29 protein-coding genes and 1 tRNA gene are annotated in these 22,793 nt (G+C 52.5%); 5 read left to right on the top strand and 25 right to left on the bottom strand.

The genetic code is table 11. The features are described from left to right. Positions 1–109: 109 nt before the first annotated feature. The 15 genes from rplO to EFB02_RS02810 form a co-directional block, all read right to left on the bottom strand. Positions 110–607, bottom strand: coding sequence for a 50S ribosomal protein L15 (gene rplO / locus EFB02_RS02880; protein ID WP_122820098.1), 498 nt, complete (start codon positions 605–607; stop codon positions 110–112). Further along, positions 607–792 carry a 50S ribosomal protein L30 gene (gene rpmD / locus EFB02_RS02875; RefSeq protein WP_122820097.1) on the bottom strand — a complete coding sequence of 62 codons (186 nt, stop codon included), beginning with the start codon at positions 790–792 and terminating at the stop codon, positions 607–609. The genes rplO and rpmD overlap by 1 nt, the downstream gene beginning before the upstream one ends. Further along, positions 789–1,478: a 30S ribosomal protein S5 gene (gene rpsE, locus EFB02_RS02870; protein ID WP_122820096.1), complete on the bottom strand. Its 690-nt coding sequence runs from the start codon at positions 1,476–1,478 to the stop codon at positions 789–791. The genes rpmD and rpsE overlap by 4 nt, the downstream gene beginning before the upstream one ends. 15 nt (positions 1,479–1,493) lie before the next feature. Beyond that, on the bottom strand, positions 1,494–1,865 hold the full coding sequence (gene rplR / locus EFB02_RS02865; RefSeq protein WP_122820095.1) for a 50S ribosomal protein L18: 372 nt from the start codon (positions 1,863–1,865) through the stop codon (positions 1,494–1,496). Then, positions 1,866–2,402 (bottom strand): 50S ribosomal protein L6, encoded by a 537-nt coding sequence (gene rplF / locus EFB02_RS02860; RefSeq protein ID WP_122820094.1) that lies wholly within the window; start codon positions 2,400–2,402, stop codon positions 1,866–1,868. A 13-nt stretch (positions 2,403–2,415) separates the two neighbouring features. Continuing rightward, on the bottom strand, positions 2,416–2,814 hold the full coding sequence (gene rpsH / locus EFB02_RS02855) for a 30S ribosomal protein S8 (RefSeq protein ID WP_122820093.1): 399 nt from the start codon (positions 2,812–2,814) through the stop codon (positions 2,416–2,418). Between the two features lie 58 nt (positions 2,815–2,872). Further along, the gene (locus EFB02_RS02850; RefSeq protein WP_022864704.1) at positions 2,873–3,058 is read right to left on the bottom strand and encodes a type Z 30S ribosomal protein S14; all 186 of its coding nucleotides are present in this window, start codon (positions 3,056–3,058) and stop codon (positions 2,873–2,875) included. After that, positions 3,058–3,624: a 50S ribosomal protein L5 gene (rplE, locus tag EFB02_RS02845; RefSeq protein ID WP_122820092.1), complete on the bottom strand. Its 567-nt coding sequence runs from the start codon at positions 3,622–3,624 to the stop codon at positions 3,058–3,060. The genes EFB02_RS02850 and rplE overlap by 1 nt, the downstream gene beginning before the upstream one ends. Next, positions 3,624–4,043: a 50S ribosomal protein L24 gene (rplX, locus tag EFB02_RS02840; protein WP_122820091.1), complete on the bottom strand. Its 420-nt coding sequence runs from the start codon at positions 4,041–4,043 to the stop codon at positions 3,624–3,626. The genes rplE and rplX overlap by 1 nt, the downstream gene beginning before the upstream one ends. After that, the gene (gene rplN / locus EFB02_RS02835) at positions 4,044–4,412 is read right to left on the bottom strand and encodes a 50S ribosomal protein L14 (RefSeq protein WP_122820090.1); all 369 of its coding nucleotides are present in this window, start codon (positions 4,410–4,412) and stop codon (positions 4,044–4,046) included. 315 nt (positions 4,413–4,727) lie between these two features. Then, a complete protein-coding gene (locus tag EFB02_RS02830; RefSeq protein WP_122820089.1) occupies positions 4,728–5,003 on the bottom strand; it encodes a hypothetical protein in 276 nt (91 codons plus the stop codon). A 56-nt stretch (positions 5,004–5,059) separates the two neighbouring features. Then, positions 5,060–5,347 (bottom strand): hypothetical protein, encoded by a 288-nt coding sequence (locus tag EFB02_RS02825; RefSeq protein ID WP_122820088.1) that lies wholly within the window; start codon positions 5,345–5,347, stop codon positions 5,060–5,062. Positions 5,348–5,359: 12 nt separating this feature from the next. Further along, positions 5,360–5,656 (bottom strand): hypothetical protein, encoded by a 297-nt coding sequence (locus tag EFB02_RS02820; protein ID WP_122820087.1) that lies wholly within the window; start codon positions 5,654–5,656, stop codon positions 5,360–5,362. Between the two features lie 58 nt (positions 5,657–5,714). Further along, positions 5,715–5,999: a hypothetical protein gene (locus EFB02_RS02815; RefSeq protein WP_147471018.1), complete on the bottom strand. Its 285-nt coding sequence runs from the start codon at positions 5,997–5,999 to the stop codon at positions 5,715–5,717. A 47-nt stretch (positions 6,000–6,046) separates the two neighbouring features. Then, entirely contained in the window at positions 6,047–6,334 is a 288-nt protein-coding gene (locus EFB02_RS02810) for a hypothetical protein (protein WP_122820085.1), read from the bottom strand. 156 nt (positions 6,335–6,490) lie between these two features. On the opposite strand from EFB02_RS02810, the gene EFB02_RS08680 reads away from it, so the two are divergent. After that, positions 6,491–6,643 (top strand): hypothetical protein, encoded by a 153-nt coding sequence (locus EFB02_RS08680; protein WP_160115358.1) that lies wholly within the window; start codon positions 6,491–6,493, stop codon positions 6,641–6,643. 159 nt (positions 6,644–6,802) lie between these two features. Here the strand turns inward: EFB02_RS08680 and EFB02_RS02805 are convergent. Then, positions 6,803–6,875 (bottom strand) — tRNA-Ala (locus EFB02_RS02805). A gap of 151 nt (positions 6,876–7,026) precedes the next feature. On the opposite strand from EFB02_RS02805, the gene EFB02_RS02800 reads away from it, so the two are divergent. Continuing rightward, positions 7,027–7,512, top strand: a complete 486-nt coding sequence (locus EFB02_RS02800) for a beta-class carbonic anhydrase (protein ID WP_122820084.1) — start codon at positions 7,027–7,029, stop codon at positions 7,510–7,512. A gap of 102 nt (positions 7,513–7,614) precedes the next feature. On the opposite strand, the gene EFB02_RS02795 is transcribed toward EFB02_RS02800, so the two are convergent. Genes EFB02_RS02795 through EFB02_RS02785 form a run of 3 tightly spaced genes read right to left on the bottom strand, consistent with a single transcriptional unit; the run spans position 7,615 to position 11,584 of the window. Further along, positions 7,615–9,024: an aldehyde dehydrogenase family protein gene (locus tag EFB02_RS02795; protein ID WP_122820083.1), complete on the bottom strand. Its 1,410-nt coding sequence runs from the start codon at positions 9,022–9,024 to the stop codon at positions 7,615–7,617. Between the two features lie 59 nt (positions 9,025–9,083). Next, on the bottom strand, positions 9,084–10,130 hold the full coding sequence (locus EFB02_RS02790) for a class II aldolase/adducin family protein (RefSeq protein WP_122820082.1): 1,047 nt from the start codon (positions 10,128–10,130) through the stop codon (positions 9,084–9,086). Further along, positions 10,127–11,584, bottom strand: coding sequence for an aspartate aminotransferase family protein (locus EFB02_RS02785; RefSeq protein WP_122820081.1), 1,458 nt, complete (start codon positions 11,582–11,584; stop codon positions 10,127–10,129). Before EFB02_RS02785 ends, EFB02_RS02790 begins: the two co-directional genes overlap by 4 nt. 259 nt (positions 11,585–11,843) lie before the next feature. On the opposite strand from EFB02_RS02785, the gene EFB02_RS02780 reads away from it, so the two are divergent. The 3 genes from EFB02_RS02780 to EFB02_RS02770 are packed head-to-tail and all read left to right on the top strand — an operon-like array spanning position 11,844 to position 14,568. Next, positions 11,844–12,479 (top strand): TetR/AcrR family transcriptional regulator, encoded by a 636-nt coding sequence (locus tag EFB02_RS02780; RefSeq protein ID WP_160115357.1) that lies wholly within the window; start codon positions 11,844–11,846, stop codon positions 12,477–12,479. A 2-nt stretch (positions 12,480–12,481) separates the two neighbouring features. Further along, a complete protein-coding gene (locus tag EFB02_RS02775) occupies positions 12,482–14,077 on the top strand; it encodes a xylulokinase (RefSeq protein WP_122820079.1) in 1,596 nt (531 codons plus the stop codon). Next, the gene (locus EFB02_RS02770; protein ID WP_122820078.1) at positions 14,074–14,568 is read left to right on the top strand and encodes a GtrA family protein; all 495 of its coding nucleotides are present in this window, start codon (positions 14,074–14,076) and stop codon (positions 14,566–14,568) included. Before EFB02_RS02775 ends, EFB02_RS02770 begins: the two co-directional genes overlap by 4 nt. Before the next feature lie 297 nt (positions 14,569–14,865). Here the strand turns inward: EFB02_RS02770 and ilvD are convergent, their stop codons facing one another. From ilvD to EFB02_RS02740, 6 genes are all read right to left on the bottom strand, one after another. Beyond that, complete coding sequence (gene ilvD, locus EFB02_RS02765) at positions 14,866–16,737, bottom strand: dihydroxy-acid dehydratase (protein WP_122820077.1); 1,872 nt, start codon at positions 16,735–16,737, stop codon at positions 14,866–14,868. 96 nt (positions 16,738–16,833) lie between these two features. Continuing rightward, positions 16,834–17,991, bottom strand: coding sequence for a branched-chain amino acid aminotransferase (locus EFB02_RS02760; RefSeq protein WP_122820076.1), 1,158 nt, complete (start codon positions 17,989–17,991; stop codon positions 16,834–16,836). Positions 17,992–18,097: 106 nt separating this feature from the next. Next, a complete protein-coding gene (locus EFB02_RS02755) occupies positions 18,098–19,153 on the bottom strand; it encodes a 3-isopropylmalate dehydrogenase (protein ID WP_122820075.1) in 1,056 nt (351 codons plus the stop codon). A 272-nt stretch (positions 19,154–19,425) separates the two neighbouring features. Then, positions 19,426–20,451, bottom strand: a complete 1,026-nt coding sequence (gene ilvC, locus EFB02_RS02750) for a ketol-acid reductoisomerase (protein ID WP_122820074.1) — start codon at positions 20,449–20,451, stop codon at positions 19,426–19,428. Between the two features lie 2 nt (positions 20,452–20,453). Further along, positions 20,454–20,966: an acetolactate synthase small subunit gene (ilvN, locus tag EFB02_RS02745; RefSeq protein ID WP_122820630.1), complete on the bottom strand. Its 513-nt coding sequence runs from the start codon at positions 20,964–20,966 to the stop codon at positions 20,454–20,456. A 5-nt stretch (positions 20,967–20,971) separates the two neighbouring features. Beyond that, complete coding sequence (locus EFB02_RS02740) at positions 20,972–22,756, bottom strand: acetolactate synthase large subunit (RefSeq protein ID WP_122820073.1); 1,785 nt, start codon at positions 22,754–22,756, stop codon at positions 20,972–20,974. Between the last annotated feature and the right edge of the window lie 37 nt (positions 22,757–22,793).

Genomic DNA, 22,793 nt, shown 5'->3' with positions numbered 1-22,793 from the left:
TCATACAAGAGAAAGTGGGAAAAATTAATCCTGGGCGGGGAGAATTTCTCCCCGCCCAGGATTATCTAGCTATCGAATTCGCCAGCTACATCAAGCAGCCAGGTGCAAACTAATCTTGCTCCCGCTTGCTGAGTGAACCGCCAGCAGCTTCAATCTTTTCTTTGGCACTAGCAGACCAGGCATCCACCACAAGTTCAAGTTTCACCGAGATTTGCCCGGTACCCAGAACCTTCACCAAAGAGTTTTTACGAACCGCACCCTTAGAAACTAGATCATCAACTGTAACCGCTCCTCCTTCGGGGAACAGTTCCTGTAGACGATCCAGATTTACTACCTGATAGACAGTAGCAAAGGGATTCTTAAATCCACGCAACTTCGGCAGGCGCATATGCAATGGCATCTGACCGCCTTCGAAACGAGGATGGACATTCTTACGAGCGCCAGTACCTTTAGTACCCCGCCCGGAAGTCTTGCCCTGCGAACCTTCGCCGCGCCCTACGCGCTTACGACGCTTATTAGAGCCGGGAGCCGGGCGTAAATCATGCAGGCGGATTACGCCGTCTTTCACCGTGTCTTCTGCTTCGGTTACCTTAGTATCTTCAGCCATTAACCAATCTCCTCTACCTGCACCAGGTGAGCAACCTTACGGATCTGTCCGCGAATAGCCGGATTGTCCTGATGTTCCACACTCTGGTGAATCTTGCGCAGACCCAGCGACTGCATAACCAGCCGCTGGTTCTGGTTGGTATTAACCAGGCCTTTAACCTGGGTGATCTTGAGCTTACTCATCAGGCATTCACCTCTTCAGCGACACCGGCAGCAGCCTTCTCTGCCTCGTCCTTCTTCGCTTTCTCGGCTTTTTCTGCCCGTGCTTCCGCTTGAGCCCGCAGCATCGCCTCTGGAACTACCCGTTCAACAGGTAGTCCACGACGAGCTGCAACCTCTTCCGGACGTTGCAGCATCTTTAGAGCTGCCACCGTGGCCTGCACGATATTCAAGGCGTTGGCACTGCCCAACGATTTGGTCAGCACGTCATGAACACCCGCACATTCCATAACTGCACGCACCGGACCACCGGCGATTACACCGGTACCGGGCGAAGCTGGACGCAACAGCACCACACCGGCGGCCTCTTCTCCCTGTACCAGGTGAGTAATAGTGCGCCCGATCATTGGTACTTGGAAGAAGTTCTTCTTCGCGTCCTCGACACCCTTGGAAATAGCCTGGGGAACTTCTTTAGCCTTGCCGTAACCGACACCGACCATCCCTTCACCGTCACCGACAACTACCAGCGCGGTAAAAGCGAAACGACGTCCACCCTTAACTACTTTAGAAACACGGTTAATGGTAACTACGCGCTCTAGGTATTGATTCTTTTCCTGCTCACGACGGTTGTCGCGGCGGCCTTTACGCCCCCGGTCTTCGCGGCCTTTGCCACGGGATTCCCGGGAATCGGCATTTTTATTTTCTTCAGCCATGATTTTCCCTCTCCTCTACAGCTTGAGACCGCCATCGCGGGCACCATCAGCCACCGCGGCGACGCGACCATGATACTTATTGCCACCGCGATCAAACACGACAGCCGTGATACCTGCCTCTAGGGCACGCTTGGCGATACGTTCGCCAACCTGGCGAGCCGCATCAACTTTCTTCATCTTCTCGCCTCGCTGCTCCGCTTCCAGGGTGGAAGCTGAAACCACGGTGTGACCCAAATCGTCATTGACAACCTGGGCAACCATGTGGCGGTTAGACCGAGTAACCACCAGACGAGGGCGCTGCGCCGTACCATATACGCGTTTACGAACCCGAATATGACGGCGTTTGCGAGCGACGAATTTGCCTTTACCTTTAGGGGTATATGACATTTACTTACCCGCCTTTCCGGCCTTGCGACGAACGAATTCGCCCTTGTAACGAATACCTTTGCCCTTGTAGGGTTCCGGAGGACGAATCTTGCGGATCTTCGCGGCGGTTTCGCCCACTAGCTCCTTAGAAATGCCGGAGATAGTGAAAGAGAGTGCGCTATTAACCTTAAATTCGATACCTTCGGGAGCTTTAAACGGTACGGGATGCGAAAAACCCAGCTGCAGTTCAATATCACTGCCACGAGTTAATACCCGGTAACCAGTACCCACGATTTCCATCTCTTTGGAGTAACCATTAGTTACCCCCTCGATCATATTGGAAATCAGTGAACGGGTAAGACCGTGCAAAGAGCGAGCTTCACGGGTTTCAGTTTCCCGCTCCACCAGGATTTTGCCGTCCTCTTCCCGAATCTTTAGCGGCCCGGTAAACGAACGATCTAACTGCCCTTTAGGGCCTTTAACTGAAACGTTCAGGCCGTCGATCTTTACTTCTACCCCGGAGGGGAGGGAGATTGGATTCCTGCCAATACGTGACATAACTTATTCCCCCTTACCAGATGTAGGCAAGGACTTCCCCGCCTACGCCCTTGTCCTGTGCCTGACGGTCAGTCATCAGACCAGAGGAAGTAGACAGAATCGCTACCCCCAGGCCTCCCATGACCTTCGGCAATTGAGTAGATTTTACGTATTTACGCAGACCCGGCTTGGAAACACGCTTACAGCCGGTGATTGCCTGTTCGCGTTTACTTCCGTACTTCAGGGTCAAAGTGAGAGTCTTGCCCACGCGAGCCTCAGTGACTTCACTTTTGGCAATATAGCCTTCATTTTCAAGAATCTTTGCGATTCCCGCCTTCATTTTAGATGAAGGCATAGACACTTTATCCAGATGCGCCGCATTGGCGTTACGCAGACGCGTCAGCATATCTGCGATGGGATCTGTCATAGTCATTTTGGGGTCTAACCCTTCCTCGCTGCGGTTTCTTTTTCAGACCTGCAACGTAGTAGTTTTACCAGCTGCTCTTAGTGACGCCCGGCAGTTCGCCCCTCAGGGCGAGCTCACGTAGGCAGACACGGCATAGTCCGAACTTGCGATACACCGAATGGGGACGACCGCACCGGTTGCACCGGGTGTAGGCACGCACCTTGAACTTCGGCTTACGCTTCGCTTTATTCTTCAGCGCCGTTTTCGCCATTAACGTTCCTCCTTAAACGGGAAGCCCAGCGCGCGCAGGAGCGCCCGCCCCTCTTCGTCACTGTTAGCAGTGGTAACCAGAGTAATATCCATACCACGCACGCGATCGATCGAATCCTGATCGATTTCGTGGAACATGGCCTGCTCGGTTAAGCCGAAAGTGTAGTTTCCACGGCCATCGAATTGCTTGGGGCTTAGCCCCCTAAAGTCACGGATACGCGGCAGAGCGGTAGAGACCAAACGGTCTACAAACTCCCACATCCGATCCCCGCGGATGGTCACGTGAGCACCAATCGGCTGCCCAGCGCGCAGTTTGAACTGTGCAATGGATTTACGAGCCCGAGTTACAACCGGCTTTTGTCCGGTAATCGCGGTCAGGTCACGAATCGCCCCCTCCATCAGTTTGGAGTCATGTGAGGCTTCACCTACGCCCATATTCACAACCACTTTTTCCAGGCCGGGAATTTGGTTAACGTTCTTGTATCCGAATTCTTTTTCCAAAGATTTACGGATTTCTTCCTGGTAGCGCACCTTTAAGCGCGGAGCCACAGTTTTTGCATCAGCCATTAGATATCCTCCCCGGAACGCTTCGCGTAACGCACCCGAACCGTACGCAGACGGCCGCCGCGTTCTGCCTGTTCCTCACGGAAACCAACCCGTGTAGGCTTCTTAGTCTTGGGATCAACCAGAGCCACATTAGAAATATGGATCGGTGCCTCACGGTATTCGATACCGCCGGTCGCCTGTCCCTGCTGGTTTTGCCCCTGACGAGAGTGGTGAGTACGAATATTTACGCCCTCTACCAGTACCCGGTCGCTGGAGCGGAATACCTCTAGTACCCGGCCTTGCTTGCCTTTATCCCCCGGTTTGAGGGCAGGCAGACCCTTTTCCGCGCGACGCTCGTTGCGCTTGGCCAGTTTCTTTTCGTCACTGGTACGGCCAGCAATGACCTCTACCAGATCACCTTTCTTTATTTTCGCTCCCATTTACAGCACCTCCGGAGCCAGAGAGATAATGCGCATGAACTTCTTGTCGCGCAGTTCCCGGCCAATGGGGCCGAAGATACGCGTGCCACGCGGTTCTCCACTCGGCTGCAAAATAACTGCAGCGTTTTCATCAAAGCGGATGTAGGAACCATCCTGGCGGCGACGCTCTTTACGAGTGCGCACGATTACCGCTTTAACAACTTCGCCTTTTTTGACGTTGCCACCGGGAATAGCATCTTTTACAGTGGCGACAATGGTGTCACCGATACCTGCAAAGCGCCGCCCGGAGCCGCCCAACACCCGAATGCAAAGCAATTCCTTTGCGCCGGTGTTGTCAGCGACCTTCAGTCGCGACTCTTGTTGAATCATCGTGTTCTCCTAAAACCTGGGCACAATGCACCCATTAGGTTGTTTCTTCCTGTTGCCCGGCGAGGCCGGCTCCCCAGTTGGCCACGAAAGTGGCAGACTCAAAATGATCTGCTTTTGCAGGTCACCAGGTCTCTGCCGTGACTTTCCAGGGCGGAACGCAACCCTTTTAGCTTAGTGCAGATGCGCAGCTAAAGGAAAGTTCGCAGCTCTATTTATGCTGTAAGTTTCCTCACCTGCACCCTCGTGCGACCCCTTGAAGGAAACGCCCTACCCGCATTAGCTAGTTGTCGTAACTGTCCACACAGCTTTCTATCTCTAGGGCTGTAAGATTTCCAAGTCTATGTAGTGCTGGCATCTATCTTGTATTTCTTGCGGAACCTCAATCTGGTTCAAGTAACAATAAGCAATGAGTATATCTAGGACAGTCGTGGGTTCCCCATGAGCTTCGATCCGGATGGCATCGATGGTATTTGCAAAATCAGGAGCTAGCTCTTTCCAACGGACAGCAATATCTTCCATGTCTTTTTCCTCTTCGGGAGTTGGTTTTACATAAACCGAACCATCAGACATGACCTCACGCCGATCCTCCATCCCACGCGCTCTCCTTCACTGGCTATAAATCCGGATCCATACGAATCATTTTTTACTTACCCATCAGCAACAACTAGATCTTCTAAATCCATACGATCTAGCTTGTCTTGATCCATATAATGGCGATAATAATCAATGACTCCCCTGGGAACCGGGGCGTCTTGATTGATGGCCTCCATCATGGAGCAAATAAAAATGGTATCCGGTTCCGAAGGTAAAAGTTCTAGTTCTGATTTAACGATGTTGCCGAAGGGTGAATCTATTTCAGACTGGTTAATAACAAAGTCCCAGATTTCATCTAGCTCTTCCTCACTAGGTATTAAAGCTGCTTCTTTAAAAGTCACTTTTCACCCCGCCTACTCGTCGGCGACGATAAGCTTGCTCAGATCCATCTGGTCTATCTGGTTTTTATCCATAAAGCCCCGGTAATACTCAATAATGCTGCTAGGAAGCGGAATTTTATTATTACTTGCCCGTACAAGGCTGGTATAAAAGACAGTTGTAGGTTCCGGAGGTAAACTCTCCAGTTTCGCTTTAACAATCCTGCCGAAAGAGGTATCTAACTCAGACTGTGCAATCAGGAAGTCCCAGATTTCATCCATTTCTTCCTCACTGGGTAAAAAATCCTCATCATGGTAATCAATATCCGTCATTCTGGCGCCGTCCCCCGCATTCACCACCGAGCTTGTAGGTTAGTTTTTGGACTATATTTTAGATTTCTAAGATTTCCAGGTCTATGTAGTGCTGGCATCTATCTCGTATTTCTTGCGGAACCTCGACATTATGCCAATAGCAATAACCTAAGAGCGCTTCTAGGACAGTGGTTGGTTCTCCGTGCACTTCCATCCGGATGGCATCGACATCCTTTGCAAAATCGGGGACTAACTCTTTCCAACGGACAGCAATGTCTTCCATGTCTTTTTCCTCTTCGGGAGTTGGCTCTACATAAACCGAACCATCAGACATGACCTCACGCCGATCCTCCACTCCAATCACCCTCCGTCACTGGCTATAAATCCGGATCCAGAAGAATCATTTTTTACTTACCCATCAGCAACAGTAAGCTTGCTCAAATCCATTTCGTCAATTTGATCCTTATCCATAAAGCCCCGGTAATACTCAATAATACTGCTAGGAACCGGGACTTTTCTATTAATCGCCTGGAGAAGGCAAACCCAGAAAATGGTCGTAGGTTCCGGAGGGAAACTCTCCAGTTTCACTTTAACAATCCTGCCGAAAGGGGTATCTAACTCAGACTGTGCAATCAGGAAGTCCCAAATTTCATCAAGCTCTTCCGCACTGGGCAAGAAATCCTCGTCATGGTCATCCATATCCGTTATCGAAGCGCTACTCCCCGCATCTACCTTGAATATCAGTAATCTTCTACGCAGATTAACGCACTAACCAAATATGCTCAGCAACAAAATCCAAAAGGGCCCCAGCGAATTCCCATTAGGGCGAAAACTTGGAGCGATGAGGGTGCGGAGATGAGTTTTATCCGAGTAGGTGCGGTGGAATCTGACTTCACGGTGCGAGCAAGGGTCGCGGCCGGTAAAAGATACGAGAGGGGCTTGACCGGCGAAGCCGGTCACGGGGTCCCCGGAGTGCTTTTACCGAGCCAGACCCGCAACGCACTTTAAAACCACTGGCACGGGAGAACGTTCAACCCGCGTTCGCAACCTCCCCACGCCAGCCCTCCCGGGTTCTAATCCCTAAGCTTATAAAATGTTGAAGCCCCAGGATAAACCTGAGGCTTCTATTTTGTGCCAGCAATCCCTGACGGGATTACGCCAACGAAGTGGAGCTAAGGGGATTCGAACCCCTGACCTTCTCATTGCGAACGAGACGCGCTACCAACTGCGCCATAGCCCCTAGGTACTCTCAAAAGCCTAAGCGGGTAACAACCAAATTTGCAAACCCTAAAGCTGTGGGATTGCGCTCAAGAAAATTAATTTAATTACATCACCGTAAACCAGGCAGATTTATTACAATTTAACTAACAACCAGAAAAACAGGAGAACCCATGGATCCTATTGAGCAGTTACTAGAAAACGAGGCTGCCTACGCCGAAAAGTTTCCCGGGGAAGCCCCCCACCTACCAGAAATGAAAGTAGCGGTAATAACCTGCATGGATTGTCGGATTGATGTAGAAACTATGTTGGGGGTAGAGCCTGGACAAATCCACGTGATCCGCAATGCCGGCGGCCTGGTCACCCCCGACACCATCCGCACTCTCACCGCTTCGCAACGTAGCCTGGGAACCGAGTACGTGATGTTGATTCAACATACCGACTGCGGAATGTCGAAAACTGATGATGAAGAATTCCTGGCTGAGCTGGAAAAAGACACTGGACAACGCCCAACCTGGAGACCAGGAGGCTTCAAGGACGTACGGGAATCAGTTAGAAACGATATTAAGAAGCTGTTAGACAGCCCCTTCGTTGGCGGGACTGTTCGCGGATTCGTCCTCGACGTAAAGACTGCGCGTCTAGAGGAAGTAAAACCTTAGGTAACCAGCGACGCTCCTGCAAGTCGCCATCACTATGGGTAACCGGGATAAAAAATCAATATTTCTGCTATCTCTGCTACCGTCCCCCTCCTCCCCTAAGGGTTAACGCAACAGGGAGCGCAGGATTTTCAAAGATTTCTCTCCATAGGGGTGGTGACGCACCGGAATATCAAAAAGCCAAGATTTACGGAGAACCGTTTGTTCCCGGGTCATGGCTTTAAACGACCAGTCTCCGTGATAATTTCCCATCCCCGAGCTACCTACGCCCCCAAAAGGCGCCTTCGAAGAGCTCATATGCAGCAAAGTGTCATTGATACACACTCCCCCAGCGTTCACTTTACTCATCACTTGCCGGGCAAACCTGCGATCTTTCGTAAAGATATACAGCGCCAAGGGGTGTTCTCGCTCTTCATAGTCCGCCAAAGTTGCTTCCAGATCTGTAAAAGGAAGAACCGGCAAAATCGGACCAAAAATTTCTTCCGACATCACCGGAGAATCCCAGGAAGGATTATCCACGATCACCGGCTTGATCTGCCGGGTTTGCGGGTCAAGGAAATCCTCCACGCAACCTTCCCCATCCGCACCTAATATTCTTTGTTCCGCGAGCAACCCCGACAGGCGGGAAAAATGCTTGGGAGAAATAATTTTTACGAACGCAGATTTTCGGTATTTTTCACTGGGGAAAGCCTGCGAGATTCCCGCCTGTAAAGCCGCAATTAACTGCGTTCGCACCTCCTCGTGCACATAAACATAGTCGATACTGACGCAGGTTTGCCCCGCGTTAAGTAGTTTTCCGAACAGAATCCTGCGCGCGGTTTTTTCAATATTGGCGGTGCGATCCACAAAACAGGGAGATTTTCCGCCCAGCTCCAACGTTACCGGGGTCAAATAGCGGGATGCCGCCTCCATTACTACCCGTCCTACCGCCGGAGAGCCGGTAAAGAAAATATGATCAAATCGCTGCTCTAAAAGAGCGGTGTTTTCGGCGCGGCCACCACAGATAACGCTCGCCATTCCGGGTGGGAGGGCGCTCCGCAAGATTTTTTCAATCACCTCACAGGTACGGGGCGTATACGCAGAGGGCTTGACTACCACCGTATTTCCTCCGGCGATAGCAGCGGCAATGGGTTCCATCGTAAGTTGGAAAGGATAATTCCAGGGGCTCATCACCAACACCACCCCATAGGGTTCGCGTTGCACCTGCAACCACCCGGGCAGTTGGGACAGGGCAGGTATTTTTGGACGAGACATTGCCAGCCAGGGCAGGCGACGCCGCAAATGTTTTATTTCTGCTTTCACCAAAGAAATTTCGCTCATATAGGCTTCGGCGCGACTTTTATTTAAGTCCAGCTTGAGGGCGCGATAAATTTCTGCCTGCGATTTTTCTATTTCCCGTAACAGGGCAGTGAGATTTTTCTGCCGCCCGGATATCGGAATCGTAATTCCCTGGTTAAAACAGGTACGAGCTTCCTCTACCGCCTGCCTAATTGCTTGCTCTTGAGTATCACTCACACCTGTCTCCCTCTGCCCTAAAGTACCTACTTCCTGCCCGGTTCCCTATTATTTTGTTATCAACCAGCCTGTTTCGAATATTTACGGCGATAGATTTCCCGCATCAACAGTGCCTCCACTTTTTTCAAAGGTTTCGCCCCGCATACTCGGGCATAGCGCGCCGCTAATGCGTTCTTTGCCAGCACTATCTGAGCGCTGTGAGCAGCATCCAGATCTGCGCCGAGACAATAGGCCGCCGTGTTGGTGAGCACCGCATTTCCCCGGGTGGTTCCGTCAGCGCTAATCCCAATAATCTGAGCAAAATCATCCAAGTAAGCAGGAAGTTTTCCTCCCAAAAAGTCAGCTACTTGTCCGTCATGGCAGGTAATAATAGCGCTTACATCGGGACGCTCCCGGTAAATCCGCAAGTGATTTGTTTGCGTCGCTGCATCGGGCGTGGCGGAACAACCTTGCTCATCAACCCAAACCAGGTCATCCCCCTCCCCCTCGCGCCGGGAAGTAAGCGAACGCGCAGGCAATGGCGGAAGGCAGGAAAGCTCCCGCTGATACAGATCCTTAGCTACCTTTTCCAAAGCATTTGCGAGCCGCCTCGCCTGGTCAGCGCTTTCCGCCCAGATCATGGCGCCATGGGCTTTCATTAAAATGACTTGTGCCCCGGTACGCTGCAAAGTTTTCTCCACCCCGCGGTGCAGCTTCTTGGTCGAGGGCAGCCCGTAGGGAGCCACTGGCAATACCTCTTGTCCCAATTCGACTTGCGCTTCCTCATCCAGTGGGAAATCTTTTTTCGCAAGAGACAGGGCAGACGCATAGGGCTGATGAGTATGAATCACCCAGCGTGCCTGCGGAAATAATCGATAGGTGAGGGCGTGCATCGGATACTCGGAGGAAGGCTTATAGGGTCCAGACCATTCTTTAGAGCCAGTACATAAAGCCAACTCCTGCTCAGTCATGGTTTCATAGCGACGCCCAGAAGGAGTAATCCAAAAGTCGTCCGCGCTGCCTCGCACCGAAAAGTTACCCCAGGTACGCACCACCAGACCATCGGAGAGCAGCTGATGCGACAGTTCGACTAGTTTTGCCCGCTTAGCGCCTTCATCGCAGTTCATAGTGTTACCACCTTTTGGAATACCCGCTCAAAGGCGGAAAGTGCCTTATCGATATCCTCTTCGGTATAAGCCGCGGAGGTGTAAAGACGCGAACCTGCCAAAGTCACGATACCTTCCGCCATATAGGCTGCCCCCATATGCTCCATTTCTTTCTTGCGCTGACTGGTGGCTTTCAAAATCGCGGGGATCTCCCAGGGTTTCTTCCAGTTGATCGCAAAATGCATAGTTCCCACGGTCTCCAGGTGGCACACGCTACGCTGGTTGAAGGCCACAAACGGCAAGCGGTATTGCTTAATGAGGGCGCGGAGCCCATCGGTTAAACGATCCCCCATCTTGGCTGCGCGGTCGCAAGCTGAAGTCTCCGCTATCTCTTTAATGGTGTAGTAACCGGCCAGTGAAGATAGCGGATTTGCGGTCATGGTTCCCCCGACCAGAGCTTTCTTAACTTTATCTCCGGTTTGGATACCGGCGGCGAGGTAGCGCATATATTCTTTGCGTCCTCCCAGGCCGCCCGCGGAGGGGTAGCCGCCAGCGATCACTTTACCGAATACAGTCAGGTCAGGCATTACTCCGAAGTAACCTTGCGCCCCATGCTCTGAAATCCGGAAGGCGGTCACTACCTCGTCAAAGATCAATAACGCTCCGTATTTGTTGGCCAGCACCCTCGCCCCTCGTAAAAATTCTTGGGTAATAGGACGAGTACCGGACTCCGGCCCGATCGGCTCGATCATAATCGCGGCGGTGCCACCGGTGAGTTTCTTGTGTTTCAGTTTGCGTTCTAGATCTTCTAGGTCACCGGGAAAGAACTCGTCAGTCAGCGACATACACCGCAAAGGAATCCCACTGGCCTGGGTAAACTTTGATCCTGGAATCCGAATACCGTAAGCTAGCTGGTCTGACCAGCCATGATAGGCGCCTCCCATTTTCAGGACGTGGCGATGTTTGGTGGCCAAACGTGCCACCCGGATAGAGGCCATACAGGCCTCAGTTCCCGACCCGAAAGCCCGGAACATATCCACAGAGGGAATCAGGTCACGCACTAGAGCGCCCAGGCGATACTCGTATTCATGGAAAAGTCCGGTCGCGGGGCCGCAGGTATTGAGCAGTTCGATCACTTTTTCTCGCACCTGCGGGGGATTTGACCCCAGGACTGTGGGGCCGCCCGCCTGCAGGAAATCCAGATACTCATTACCATCTAGATCCGTCAGCTTATTACCGTTAGCAGCGGTAAATACCAGGGGGAAAGGATGGTTAAACGCCAGATTGTGTTGCACCCCGCCCGGAATTACCGCTTGCGCTTCCCCAATCATCTGCCGAGACTTGGTGCACTTTTTCGCAAAATATTCGTCCTCGTACTCCCGCAAAGCCGACGGTGAAATCGAGTAAATCGGCTGTTTAATCAGTTCATCTAGCTCGCGCGTTACCTGCCGCGCTCCCGGACGATTAATATCCATTCTGACCCCCGCTGGACACTGTGAGCGCTTACTCACCACAACGTGACCTAGGTTAATCTTTGGGTGCAGGTCTGTCAATGAGAAACCTTCACCTCTCCTTTCCTCCAGATTACTCTAAGCAGCGGCAATAACCTGTTCAGCAGGAATTGATTCCCTAACAATCTGCGGAATATTTTAAATTACCCTTAGAGTAGGCGAGAACATGTTACTATCGCGCCAGATAAGTGAGGGCTCACTCACCAGAAAGAGGCAATTAATAATGGAATGGGCAACGCAGCGGTTCCAACAGTTAGATCCTAAGAAAGCGCAGCGGATTATTAACGCCGCCGTAACCGAGTTTGCCGAAAAAGGATATGAAGCTGCGAACACAAATGAAATCGCCAAAACCGCGGGGATAGCGGTGGGCTCCCTATTCCAATACTTCAAAACTAAAGAAAACCTTTTCCGATATGTCATCCACTTAGGAGCCGGAATTATCGAAACTGATATCGCCGCGATTTTAGAAGCAGAAATCAGCGCGCGAGAAAAAATCCGTAAAATGATGTTTCTAACGATCAACGCCTGCAAGGAATACCCTGAATACCAGCAGCTTTACCATGAAATTGCCGCTACCGGAAACCGGGAATTGATCCTCGATATTGCCCGTGAACTAGAAAGTTATGCGGCATCGGGACTGATTAAACTAATAAAACAGGGTCAAGAACGCGGGGAAACCCGCACGGATTTACCCGCGGAGGTTCTGGCCTTCACCGTGGATAGCGCGATGATCATAATGCAATATTCCTTATCTACCCCCTATTTCAAAGGACGTGCTCGACTTTACAAAGTGGCACCGCCGGAAGAATTCGCCGAACAGATGACGGAAATCCTTTGGTCGACCCTAGAAAAGAGATAACAATGTACTGCTTAACCTATGACGTGGGAACTACTGGAGTTAAAACCTGTTTATTTGAAGTTAGCGACCAGATTCGCCCTATAGCCAGTGCCAGCAAAGGTTATAACTTGCATGTGGTTTCCGGGGGCGGAATTGAACAAAACCCCGATGACTGGTGGCAGGCTATGGCCGATGCTACCGCGCAAATAAAAGCCCAGGCGGAGGCGGAGCTGGCGCAAATCAAAGGAATCAGTTTCTGTTCTCAAATGCAGTCTCTAGTGCTGCTAGATAAAAATGCCCGTCCGGTACACCCCTCAATGTCTTATATGGATCAGCGCGGGGGCGGACAGATGCGAAAAATCGCTGGCCAGGCACCCCGGGTAGCCGGTATTAACCTGCTAAAACTGCTACGCAGTCTTTACCATACCGGAGCGGTTTCTGCCTCGGCGAAAGACCCGGTCTGGAAATATCATTGGATGAAAGAAAACCGCCCTGAGGAACTTGCCAAAGCCTACAAATGGCTAGACGTTAAAGATGCGATCATTGCTCGGATGACCGGCAGGTTTACTATGAGCGAAGATAGCGCCTTTTCCACCCTGCTGTACGATATTCGCTCGAAAGAAAAACGTTTCAGCCCCGCGATGCTCAAAATGTTGGAGGTCGATCCGGCGCTAATGCCCCCTATCGTGGCCTCCACCGATATTGTGGGCGAACTTCGCCCACAGCAGGCCCACGAACTCGGGCTAAAAGCGGGGGTGCCAGTATTTTCCGGAGGAGGAGACGCTTCCCTAATCCCGGTAGGCGCCGGTGCCGCTAGGAAGGGCGACACCCATGCATATATGGGAACCTCCGGGTGGGTGGAAACCGTCACCGACAAGATCACGATCGATACTTCCGCCATGATTGCCACCGTCGTGGGAGCGATCAGCGGAAAATACAACTATTTTGCCGAGATGGAAACTGCCGGAAAATGCCTCGAGTGGGTTCGTGACCACCTTGCCAAAGATGAAATCAACATCTACCTTGACAAGAAAGATGTGGCGGAAGACCCTGAAAGTGAGTTCCATTCCCTCTACGAATACATGTCAACCGTAATTGCATCCGCACCTGCGGGAGCCGGTGGAGTGCTATTTGCACCCTGGCTACACGGCAACCGCTGCCCCTTCGAAGACCCCAATGCCCGCGGAGCCTTTATCGGAATTGGATTAGAAACCGGAAAAACTGAGCTACTACGTGCAGTCGTAGAAGGCGTGTGCTACCACGTGCGCTGGTTCCTGGAAACCCAAGAAAAGAAAGTCAAGCTCGCTCCCCGGTTGCGGTTCGTAGGCGGCGGGGCACTAAGCCCAGTAACCTGCCAGATTCTCGCCGATATTAGCGGCAAACCCGTAGATACAGTAGCCAATCCGCAAGATGTGGGAGCGGTAGGAGCCGCGCTAGTAGTAGCAGCGGGAATAGGAGAAATACCTTCCTTAGCGGAGGCTTCTTCCCTAGTTCCGGTTACCGCCTCCTATCGTCCGAATCCCGAACACAAAGATCGCTACGACCAGATGTTTGCGACATTTAAAGATATTTATCCAGCAAATAGAAAGATTTTTGCGCGATTGGAGGCGATTCGATGACACCGGAAGGAAACCTCCCCCCGGAAACAGAGGGTGAACCAGTAATACCAGCAAAAGTAGCTCTGCCCGGTGAGGCCGCTAAAGGCAAAGACGCTGCTATTCAAGCCCTAAAGTTCACTTTGCTGTCTATTTCTGCCGGGGTGGTAGAGGCAGCTAGCTTCGCCCTTTTAGAATGGCTAAGTCCCCTGCCCTACGCCTGGACCCACTTTTTTTCCATTACTTTATCGGTGATTTACAACTTCACCCTCAACCGACGTTACACCTTCAAATCCGCTAATAACGTGCCGATTGCTATGGTCAAAGTGGCGGTTTTCTACGCCTTCTTTATCCCCGTCACTATGTGGCTGGGGGCGTTGGCCGCCAACGCAGGCGTCAACGACTTCATCATCAAAGGCGTAACCATGGTACTTAACTTCATTGGCGAGTTCGCCTGGTGGAAGTGGGTAGTGTTCCGGGGCACCGAAAACACCAACGACCTAGCACGTAAGTAGCTGAACCACACCAGGGATAGGTTATCGCTGGGTGCTGAAAAGCACTCGGGGGACCCCGGTGAGCCTTGCTACGCTCGGCTCAAGCCCCCTCGAGTATCTTTCCAGCTCCCAGCTCAGTTACTCAGTCGTTACTGCTGTAGTCATGGTTGGCTGCGTAACGCACGATGGTATCGTGACGCTGGCCGCCAAAAGCGCTCTGGGAACCCCGGTGAGTCTTGCTTCGCTCGACTCAAGCCCCCATTCGCATCTTTTTGACAGCCAGCTCAGTAATACCGGAGGTTATTGGCATTCAGAACTTTAACCTGTCACCCGACTTACATCGCGCGCACCACCTTGATCGGCACTTAAAGCGCAGGCAGCATAGAGTTTCAGGGCGTCTGACACTGTGCGTTTACGGTTGCGCGGAGTGTACGGATGAGGACGCTGCTCCATCTGTTCGCGGCGGCGCGCCAGTTCTGCTTCTGAAACTTCCAGGGTCAAAGATTCAGTGTTGACATCGATAGTGATTTCATCCCCGTCCTCGATTAGAGCAATTAAGCCCCCATCGGCGGCCTCGGGAGAAATATGCCCCACCGAGATCCCGGAGGTGCCCCCGGAAAAACGACCATCAGTTATTAGGGCACATTTTTTGCCCAAACCCCGCCCCTTTAAAAAAGAGGTCGGGTAGAGCATTTCTTGCATCCCTGGCCCACCTGCCGGCCCTTCGTACCGAATTACTACTACATGACCAGGCTTAACACTGTGATCTAAGATTTTTTCGATCGCTTCTTCTTGGGATTCCATCACGATGGCTTTACCGCGGAAATGGTACAGGTCGCTGTCTATTCCGGCGGCTTTAATAATGGCGCCTTTTTCTGCCAGATTTCCCCGTAAAACCGTCAGTCCCCCGTTTGCTGAATAGGCGTGTGCGGTATCGCGGATACAACCACTGACCGTATCGGTATCTAGCTCTTTCCACTGGTTAGCAGTCGAGAAAGGCTCGGTAGTACGAACTCCCCCAGGTGCTGCCCTAAATAATTCCTTAGCCTTAGCGGTAGCAGAGCCGCCACGCACATCCCAATCGGCTAACCATTTTTCTAACGAGGGCGCATGAATCGAGGTGACCTCGTGCTCAAGCAGACCCGCCCGGTCTAGTTCTCCCAGTAGAGCGGGAATCCCTCCGGCGCGATGCACGTCCTCCATATGGTAATCATTGTGGTTAGGGGCGGCTTTGCACAGGCAGGGCACGCTGCGCCCCAGGCGGGAAATATCTTCCAGGTCAAAATGAACTCCCGCTTCCCGGGCAATTGCCAGCAGGTGCAACACCGTATTGGAGGATCCCCCCATTGCCATATCTAGACTCATGGCGTTCAGGAACGCCTCTCGGGAAGCGATTTGCCGCGGCAAAACTGCGTCTTCCTCCTGCCCATAGTAACGCGCACAAAGCTGAACAATTAGTGTTCCAGCCTGCGCGAATAGTTTCCGCCGCGCAACATGTGTCGCCAGGGTAGACCCATTTCCAGGCAGCGCCAATCCCAGTGCCTCGGTCAGGCAGTTCATGGAGTTAGCGGTGAACATGCCTGAACAAGAACCACAGGTGGGGCAGACCGCTTTTTCAATCTCGGTGAGCTGTTGATCAGAGATATCCTGGTCAGCAGTAGCATTCATGACTGTAATCAGATTGCCGTGCCCGCTTTTAGCCGGCCCCACAATCATTTTGGGGTCAATTCCTCGCCCCGCCTCCATGGGGCCGCCGGACACGAACACTGTGGGAATATTTAGCCGCATGGCGGCAATCATCATTCCCGGGGTGATTTTGTCGCAGTTGGAGATACAAACCAGGGCGTCCGCACAATGGGCATTCACCATATATTCGACGCTGTCCGCGATGATTTCCCGACTGGGCAGAGAATAGAGCATCCCCTGATGCCCCATGGCTATCCCGTCATCAATGGCAATGGTGTTGAACTCTTTCGCCACCCCGCCCGCAGCTTTAATAGCCTGTGCCACCAGCGGAGACACCTGATTTAGGTGTACGTGACCCGGCACAAATTGGGTGAAGGAGTTAGCAATGGCGATAATCGGTTTCCCAAAATCACTGTCACTCATGCCGGTGGCTCGCCATAGCGAGCGGGCGCCTGCCATATTGCGGCCGGCAGTCGAAGTTCTTGAACGAAGTGGATAAGCCATTTTTCTCCCAAAAATATTTTCTACGGTGCGGGGGCAAAGTTACCAGGATGAGGGCACAGTCATGCCTATACAGCAGAATTCGCGCCCTCATCACAGCTAGTCACAAAGCTGATAAGTCCATCCGTAAGGATCGGGTGCTTCCCCATTTTGAATGTCTACTAGGCGCTGATGAATGCTGGCGGTTACCGGTCCGCAAGGCACTTCCACCTCGAAATCATCAGAACCGAGCCGCCCAATCGGAGTTACTACCGCCGCGGTTCCGCAGGCAAATACTTCACTCACTTCACCGGAGCGAATATCTGCTACCAGCGACTCTAGGGAGATATCGCGTTCAAAAACCGGAGTGCCACTATCACGCAGCAACCGGCAGATTGCCGAACGAGTTCCACCCTCGAGGATTACTCCGGTAAGACGCGGGGTGTGTACCGAGCCGTCTTTACGCACTACAAACACGTTCATGCCCCCCAGTTCTTCCAAGTTGGTATGGGTAGTATCTAAGAAACATACCTGTTCGTAACCTTTTTGAGCCGCCATATTTTGGGGCAACAGCGAGGCCGCATAGTTACCCCCACATTTAGCCTCCCCGGTGCCACCCGGACCAGCTCGATGGTATTTACGGTCAACCCAGATAGATACCCCTTTTGCTTCTCCCCCCGAGAAATAGGAGCCAGACGGAGAACCAATCACCAGATATTTCACCTCATTGGCGGAATGTACCCCCAGGTAAGACTCGGTTGCGATCATGAAGGGCCGAAGATAGAGGGATGTGTTGGGGGCAGTCGGTACCCAACGTTTATCGGCACGTACCAGGTCAACTACCGACGCCACAAAGTCTTCTTCCGGAATTTCTGGTAGCGCCAGCCGCCGCGCCGATGCGTTCAAACGTGCTGCATTGTAACGGGGTCGAAAAGCCCAGATAGAGCCATCTTTATGACGGTAGGCTTTTAGACCCTCAAAAATTTCTTGGCCGTAATGGAACACTACCGCCCCCGGTGAAATACTCAAGTTTTCGAATGCCTGGACGCGATGTCCGCTCCACCCCGAACCTGTTTTCCAGTCAGCAACCGCCATATGATCGCCAAATTTTCTGCCAAAAGACAAGGAATCCATAATCTCTCGGTATTCGTCTTCGCTAGCTGGATGCTGGTTAGGTTGTAAAACAAAACGCCCCGCCAACCGATCCGCACTTGGTAGCGGAACTTGCGATGCCGCCTCCAACTGGGTTGGCACATGGGTTAAACCATTCTCGCTCATTATTGTGTTCTTTCCGGCTCCTGAGAGCCTATTTTGGGGTTTAAACTTTTTTCAAGGTCACTTGGTGACCAGTTTTTCTCGACAGAGGACAGATTTTAGTTCCACCCTAGAGGCGGGCAACAATCGCATCTCCAATCTGGCTGGTACTGCGTTGCAAGGGGCAACCTTGCTCGGCAGCGAGGGCGCGCTCGCGCATATCGGCCGAAATCGCGGCGCGGATGTTTTCCGCCTGCTGCCCTGCACCCTCATTTTCTAGCAGCATCGCTACCGAAGAAATCGTGGCAGTAGGATCCGCAATACCTTTACCCGCGATATCGGGAGCAGAACCATGTACCGGCTCAAACATGGAAGGGTAGGTGCGGTCGGGATTAATATTTCCCGAGGCTGCCAAGCCAATACCGCCGGTAATCGCGCCTGCCTCGTCGGTCAAAATATCACCGAATAGATTGTCAGTAACGATTACGTCAAACCGTCCCGGGTCTTGCACGAGATAAATAGTGGCGGCATCAATGTGGGCATAATCCCAGGTAACCTCGGGGTATTCTTCGGCTACCCGCTCTACCATCCGTCGCCACAGATGCCCGGCATGAACCAGCACATTATGTTTATGTACTAAGGTAACGTGTCGGCGACGTTTGACAGCCTGGGCAAAGGCGAAGCGCACCACCCGCTCAACTCCAAAAGCAGTGTTAACGGAAACTTCAGTAGCGATTTCTTGATCACTACCCACCCGGATCGCTCCGCCGTTACCGCAGTACAAACCCTCGGTACCTTCGCGCACTACTACAAAATCAATCTCACCCGGATTAGCCAGCGGAGTGGGAACCCCCGGATAGTAACGAGCCGGACGTAGATTCACGTAATGATCCAGACTGAAACGCAGCTTGAGCAGCAGGCCGCGTTCTAACACTCCCGAGGGCACCGCAGGATCTCCGACCGCCCCCAACAAAATCACGTCGTGCTTTTTAATACTTTCCAGCTCGGCCGCGGGCAGAATTTCTCTGGTCTCCAGATAACGGGCAGCCCCCAGGTTGAACTCGGTTTTTTGGACGCTAATCCCACTACCAGCCAGGGCAGCATCCATGACCTTTAGACCTTCGGCCACTACCTCTTTGCCAATCCCGTCCCCGGGAATAACCGCGAGCTTAATGGTATTACCCATAGTTGTCACTAACCTTCCTCCGCGCTACTACCGTTGACCGGCTCCCGAAAAGTGTTCGGGGAACCCCGGTGAGCCTTGCTTCGCTCGGGAATAACGGAGCGAAATAACTTCACAAGGGTCTGCCCATATCACTGTCACAAACAAGGATTACTTACAAAACTACCGAAAGACAACGTGTCCGATTCGGATAGCAGCAGATAACCCATTGGCTCACATCTTTTCGGGAACCGGCAACAACAGTTATTGCTGTGCTGACCAGGCTAAGTCCGCCCTTAGCGCTGCGCCTGCCCTTCCTGGTAGTCATCGTCAGTTTGATTCCACGAGAACATGGCACGTAGTTCGCGCCCAACTTTCTCGATGGGGTGGGCTTCTTCTGCTGCACGCATCTGTTTAAACTCCTGTGCTCCGTTGTCTTGATCATTGATGAAACGCTTGGCGAAAGAACCATCACGAATATCGGACAAAATTCCGCGCATGGCCTCGCGATTTTGTTCAGTAATTACCCGCGGCCCGGACACATAGTCACCATATTCGGCGGTATCCGAACAGGACCAGCGCTGCTTAGTGATTCCGCCTTCATTGATCAGATCCACAATCTGTTTCATCTCGTGGCAGACCTCGAAGTAGGCAATCTCCGGTTGATAACCGGCCTCGGTCAAAGTCTCAAAACCCGCTTGAATCAGGTGCGATACCCCGCCGCAGAGTACTGCCTGTTCCCCGAAAAGATCGGTTTCGGTTTCCTCGGTAAAGGTGGTCTTGATTACCCCTGCCCGGGTCGCCCCCAGTGCTTTCGCATAGGCTTTCGTTACCTGCCAAGCGTTACCGGATTCGTCCTGTTCCACCGCGATAACCGCCGGGGTACCGTAACCAGCCTCATAGGAGGCACGTACTTTATGACCGGGGCCTTTCGGAGCCACCATGCATACATCGTGACCTGCCCCCGGTTGAATATAACCGAAACGGATATTGAAACCGTGGGCGAAGAAAATCGCGGCATCCGGTTTCAGATTCGGGGCAATTTTTTCGGCGTAAACCATCCGCTGTACCTGATCAGGGGCCAGCACCATTACGATGTCGCCCTCGGCGGTAGCCTGCTCAATCGATTTGACCTCTAGCCCCTGCTCTTTAGCTTTAGCTACCGAGGACGAGCCTTCCCGCAGCCCTACGACTACCTCCACCCCGCTATCGCGCAGGTTTAGAGCGTGAGCGTGACCTTGCGAGCCGTAACCGATAATGGCAACTTTCTTACCCGCAAGTGCGGCCATATCTGCGTCAGTGTCGTAAAAGATTTCAGCCATTGTTACTTCTCCTTTAGTTGATCTGTGATTGAACGGGGGCCACGGCCAATGGCGACCGCTCCCGATTGCACAATTTCGTTGATACCGTAAGGCGCTAATGTCTCCATCAGCGCCTCTAGCTTTGATTGCACCCCGGCAGCTTGGATGACCAGGGATTCGCGGTGAACGTCTACTACTGAAGCGCGGAATAGATCCACAATCTGTAGCACCTGGGAACGGTTTTCCGCATTTGCCTGTACTTTAAACAGTACAAACTTGCGAGTCACCGAGTTCTGTGGGTGGAGCTCCACCACTTTCAATACATTTACCAGCTTATTTAACTGTTTAGTTACCTGTTCAAAAGGTATATCTTCCGCATTTACCTGTACAGTTATCCGAGATATCGAAGGTTCTTCGGTTTCTCCCACGGCTAGGGAATGAATATTGAAAGCCCGCCGGGTGAACAGGGCAGCTACCCGCGCGAGGACGCCGGGCTGGTTTTGCACCAAAATGGAAAGGGTGTGGCGATTACCCATCACGATCACTCCTCATTTTCCCAGACCGGGCCCTGCCCGCCTGCGTAGATAACATTGCTATTTGATTCCCCAGCCGGCACCATCGGCCAGACTTGAGAATCGGTAGAGACTCGAAAATCAATCACCACGGGACGATCATTAGTTTCCATGGCCTGCGCGATTACCTGGTCAACTTGTTCTTTAGTGCGCGCCCGCAACCCCAGCGCCCCATAGGCTTCCGCCAATTTCACGAAGTCGGGAATGTCTTTGCCACCTTCACCGTCCTGCAACAGGGTGCCGGAAAAACGCGAGTCAAAGAATAGTTCTTGCCACTGATGCACCATTCCCAGTACCGAGTTGTTAATAATCGCCACTTTGATTGGCAAATTCTCTAAGGTAGCGACCGCGAGCTCTTGATTGGTCATCTGGAAACAACCATCCCCGTCAATCGCCCATACCTGTGCCCCGGGGTTAGCAACTTGCGCCCCGAGTGCCTCGGGAATTGCTACCCCCATGGTGCCTAAACCGGCGGAAGTGAGGAAGCCACGTGGATTTTCGTGCGGCAAAAACTGCTGCGACCACATTTGATGCTGCCCCACGCCGGTGCAATAAATAGCATCCTTACCCACCATTTCCCCGATACGTTTAACCACGTATTGCGCAGGGAGGAGACCATCAGCTGGTTCATCATAGGCGAGCGGGTAACGCTCACAGATATAACCCAAATGGTGTTTCCAACCGGAAATATCATGCGGATTACGCTGCATTTCCTCTTTAAGTTTCGGCAGTAGTCCCTGTAGGGTCTGCCGCAGATCTCCCACGATCGGTATGTCCGCTACTCGATTTTTCGAGATTTCGGCGGGGTCAATATCAGCGTGAATCACTTTGGCGTCAGGGGCGAAAGCATCCAGACGACCAGTAACCCGGTCATCGAAACGCGTCCCTAGCGCCACCATCACGTCTGCGCGTTGCAAAGCGGTTACCGCCGGCACCGAACCATGCATTCCCGGCATTCCGAGGCAATGGGGATCCGAGGAGGGGAATGCACCCTGCGCGGTCAAAGTAAGCACCACCGGAAAATCGGTTACTTCTACCAGTTCCCGTAATTCCTCCGTGGCTTCGGCTGCCAGCGCTCCCCCGCCTACATAGAGGACGGGGCGTTCTGCCTGTGCCATCAATTTGGCTGCTGCTTTTATTTGCTTGGCGTTTGGTTTGCTCGCCACTTTGTAGCCGGGCAGATCGACTGTTACCGGCCAGGAAAAATCGAGTTCGCCGACTTGAGCACTCTTAGCGATATCTACCAGGACCGGCCCTTTGCGCCCGGTGGAAGCCAGATGGAAGGCCTTATCTATAGTAGCGGGTATCTCGGCAGCATCAGTCACCAAAAAATTGTGTTTGGTAATCGGCATCGATACCCCCACCACATCGGCTTCTTGAAAAGCATCGGTACCGATCGCGCTGGCGGCTACCTGCCCTGAGATTGCCACCAACGGTACCGAATCCATATGGGCATCAGCCAAGGCAGTCATCAGGTTAGTTGCCCCCGGCCCGGAAGTTACGATTGCCACTCCGGTTTTGCCGCTAGACAGTGCGTAACCTTCCGCCGCATGTCCGGCGGCTTGCTCGTGACGCACCACGATCAGGTTGATTGGCGAATCATAGAGCGCATCGAAAACCGGCATGATTGCCCCGCCAGGTAAACCGAAAACATCGGTTACCCCCAGGTGCTCTAGGGTAGCGACCACTGCCCCGGCGCCACTCATTCTTTTGAGAGGAGGAGCCGCGCCCGGTGATTGCTCCTTGTTGCTCATCGTTATCCCCGTTCTGGTAGATGTTTCCTCGATTTTT

It is taken from the genome of Varibaculum vaginae, assembly GCF_900604285.1.
In the GTDB taxonomy this organism is placed as follows: Bacteria; Actinomycetota; Actinomycetes; order Actinomycetales; family Actinomycetaceae; genus Varibaculum; species Varibaculum vaginae.
The sequence above is the reverse complement of the archived record's forward strand: the minus strand, read 5'-3'. Positions and strand labels throughout refer to the sequence as shown.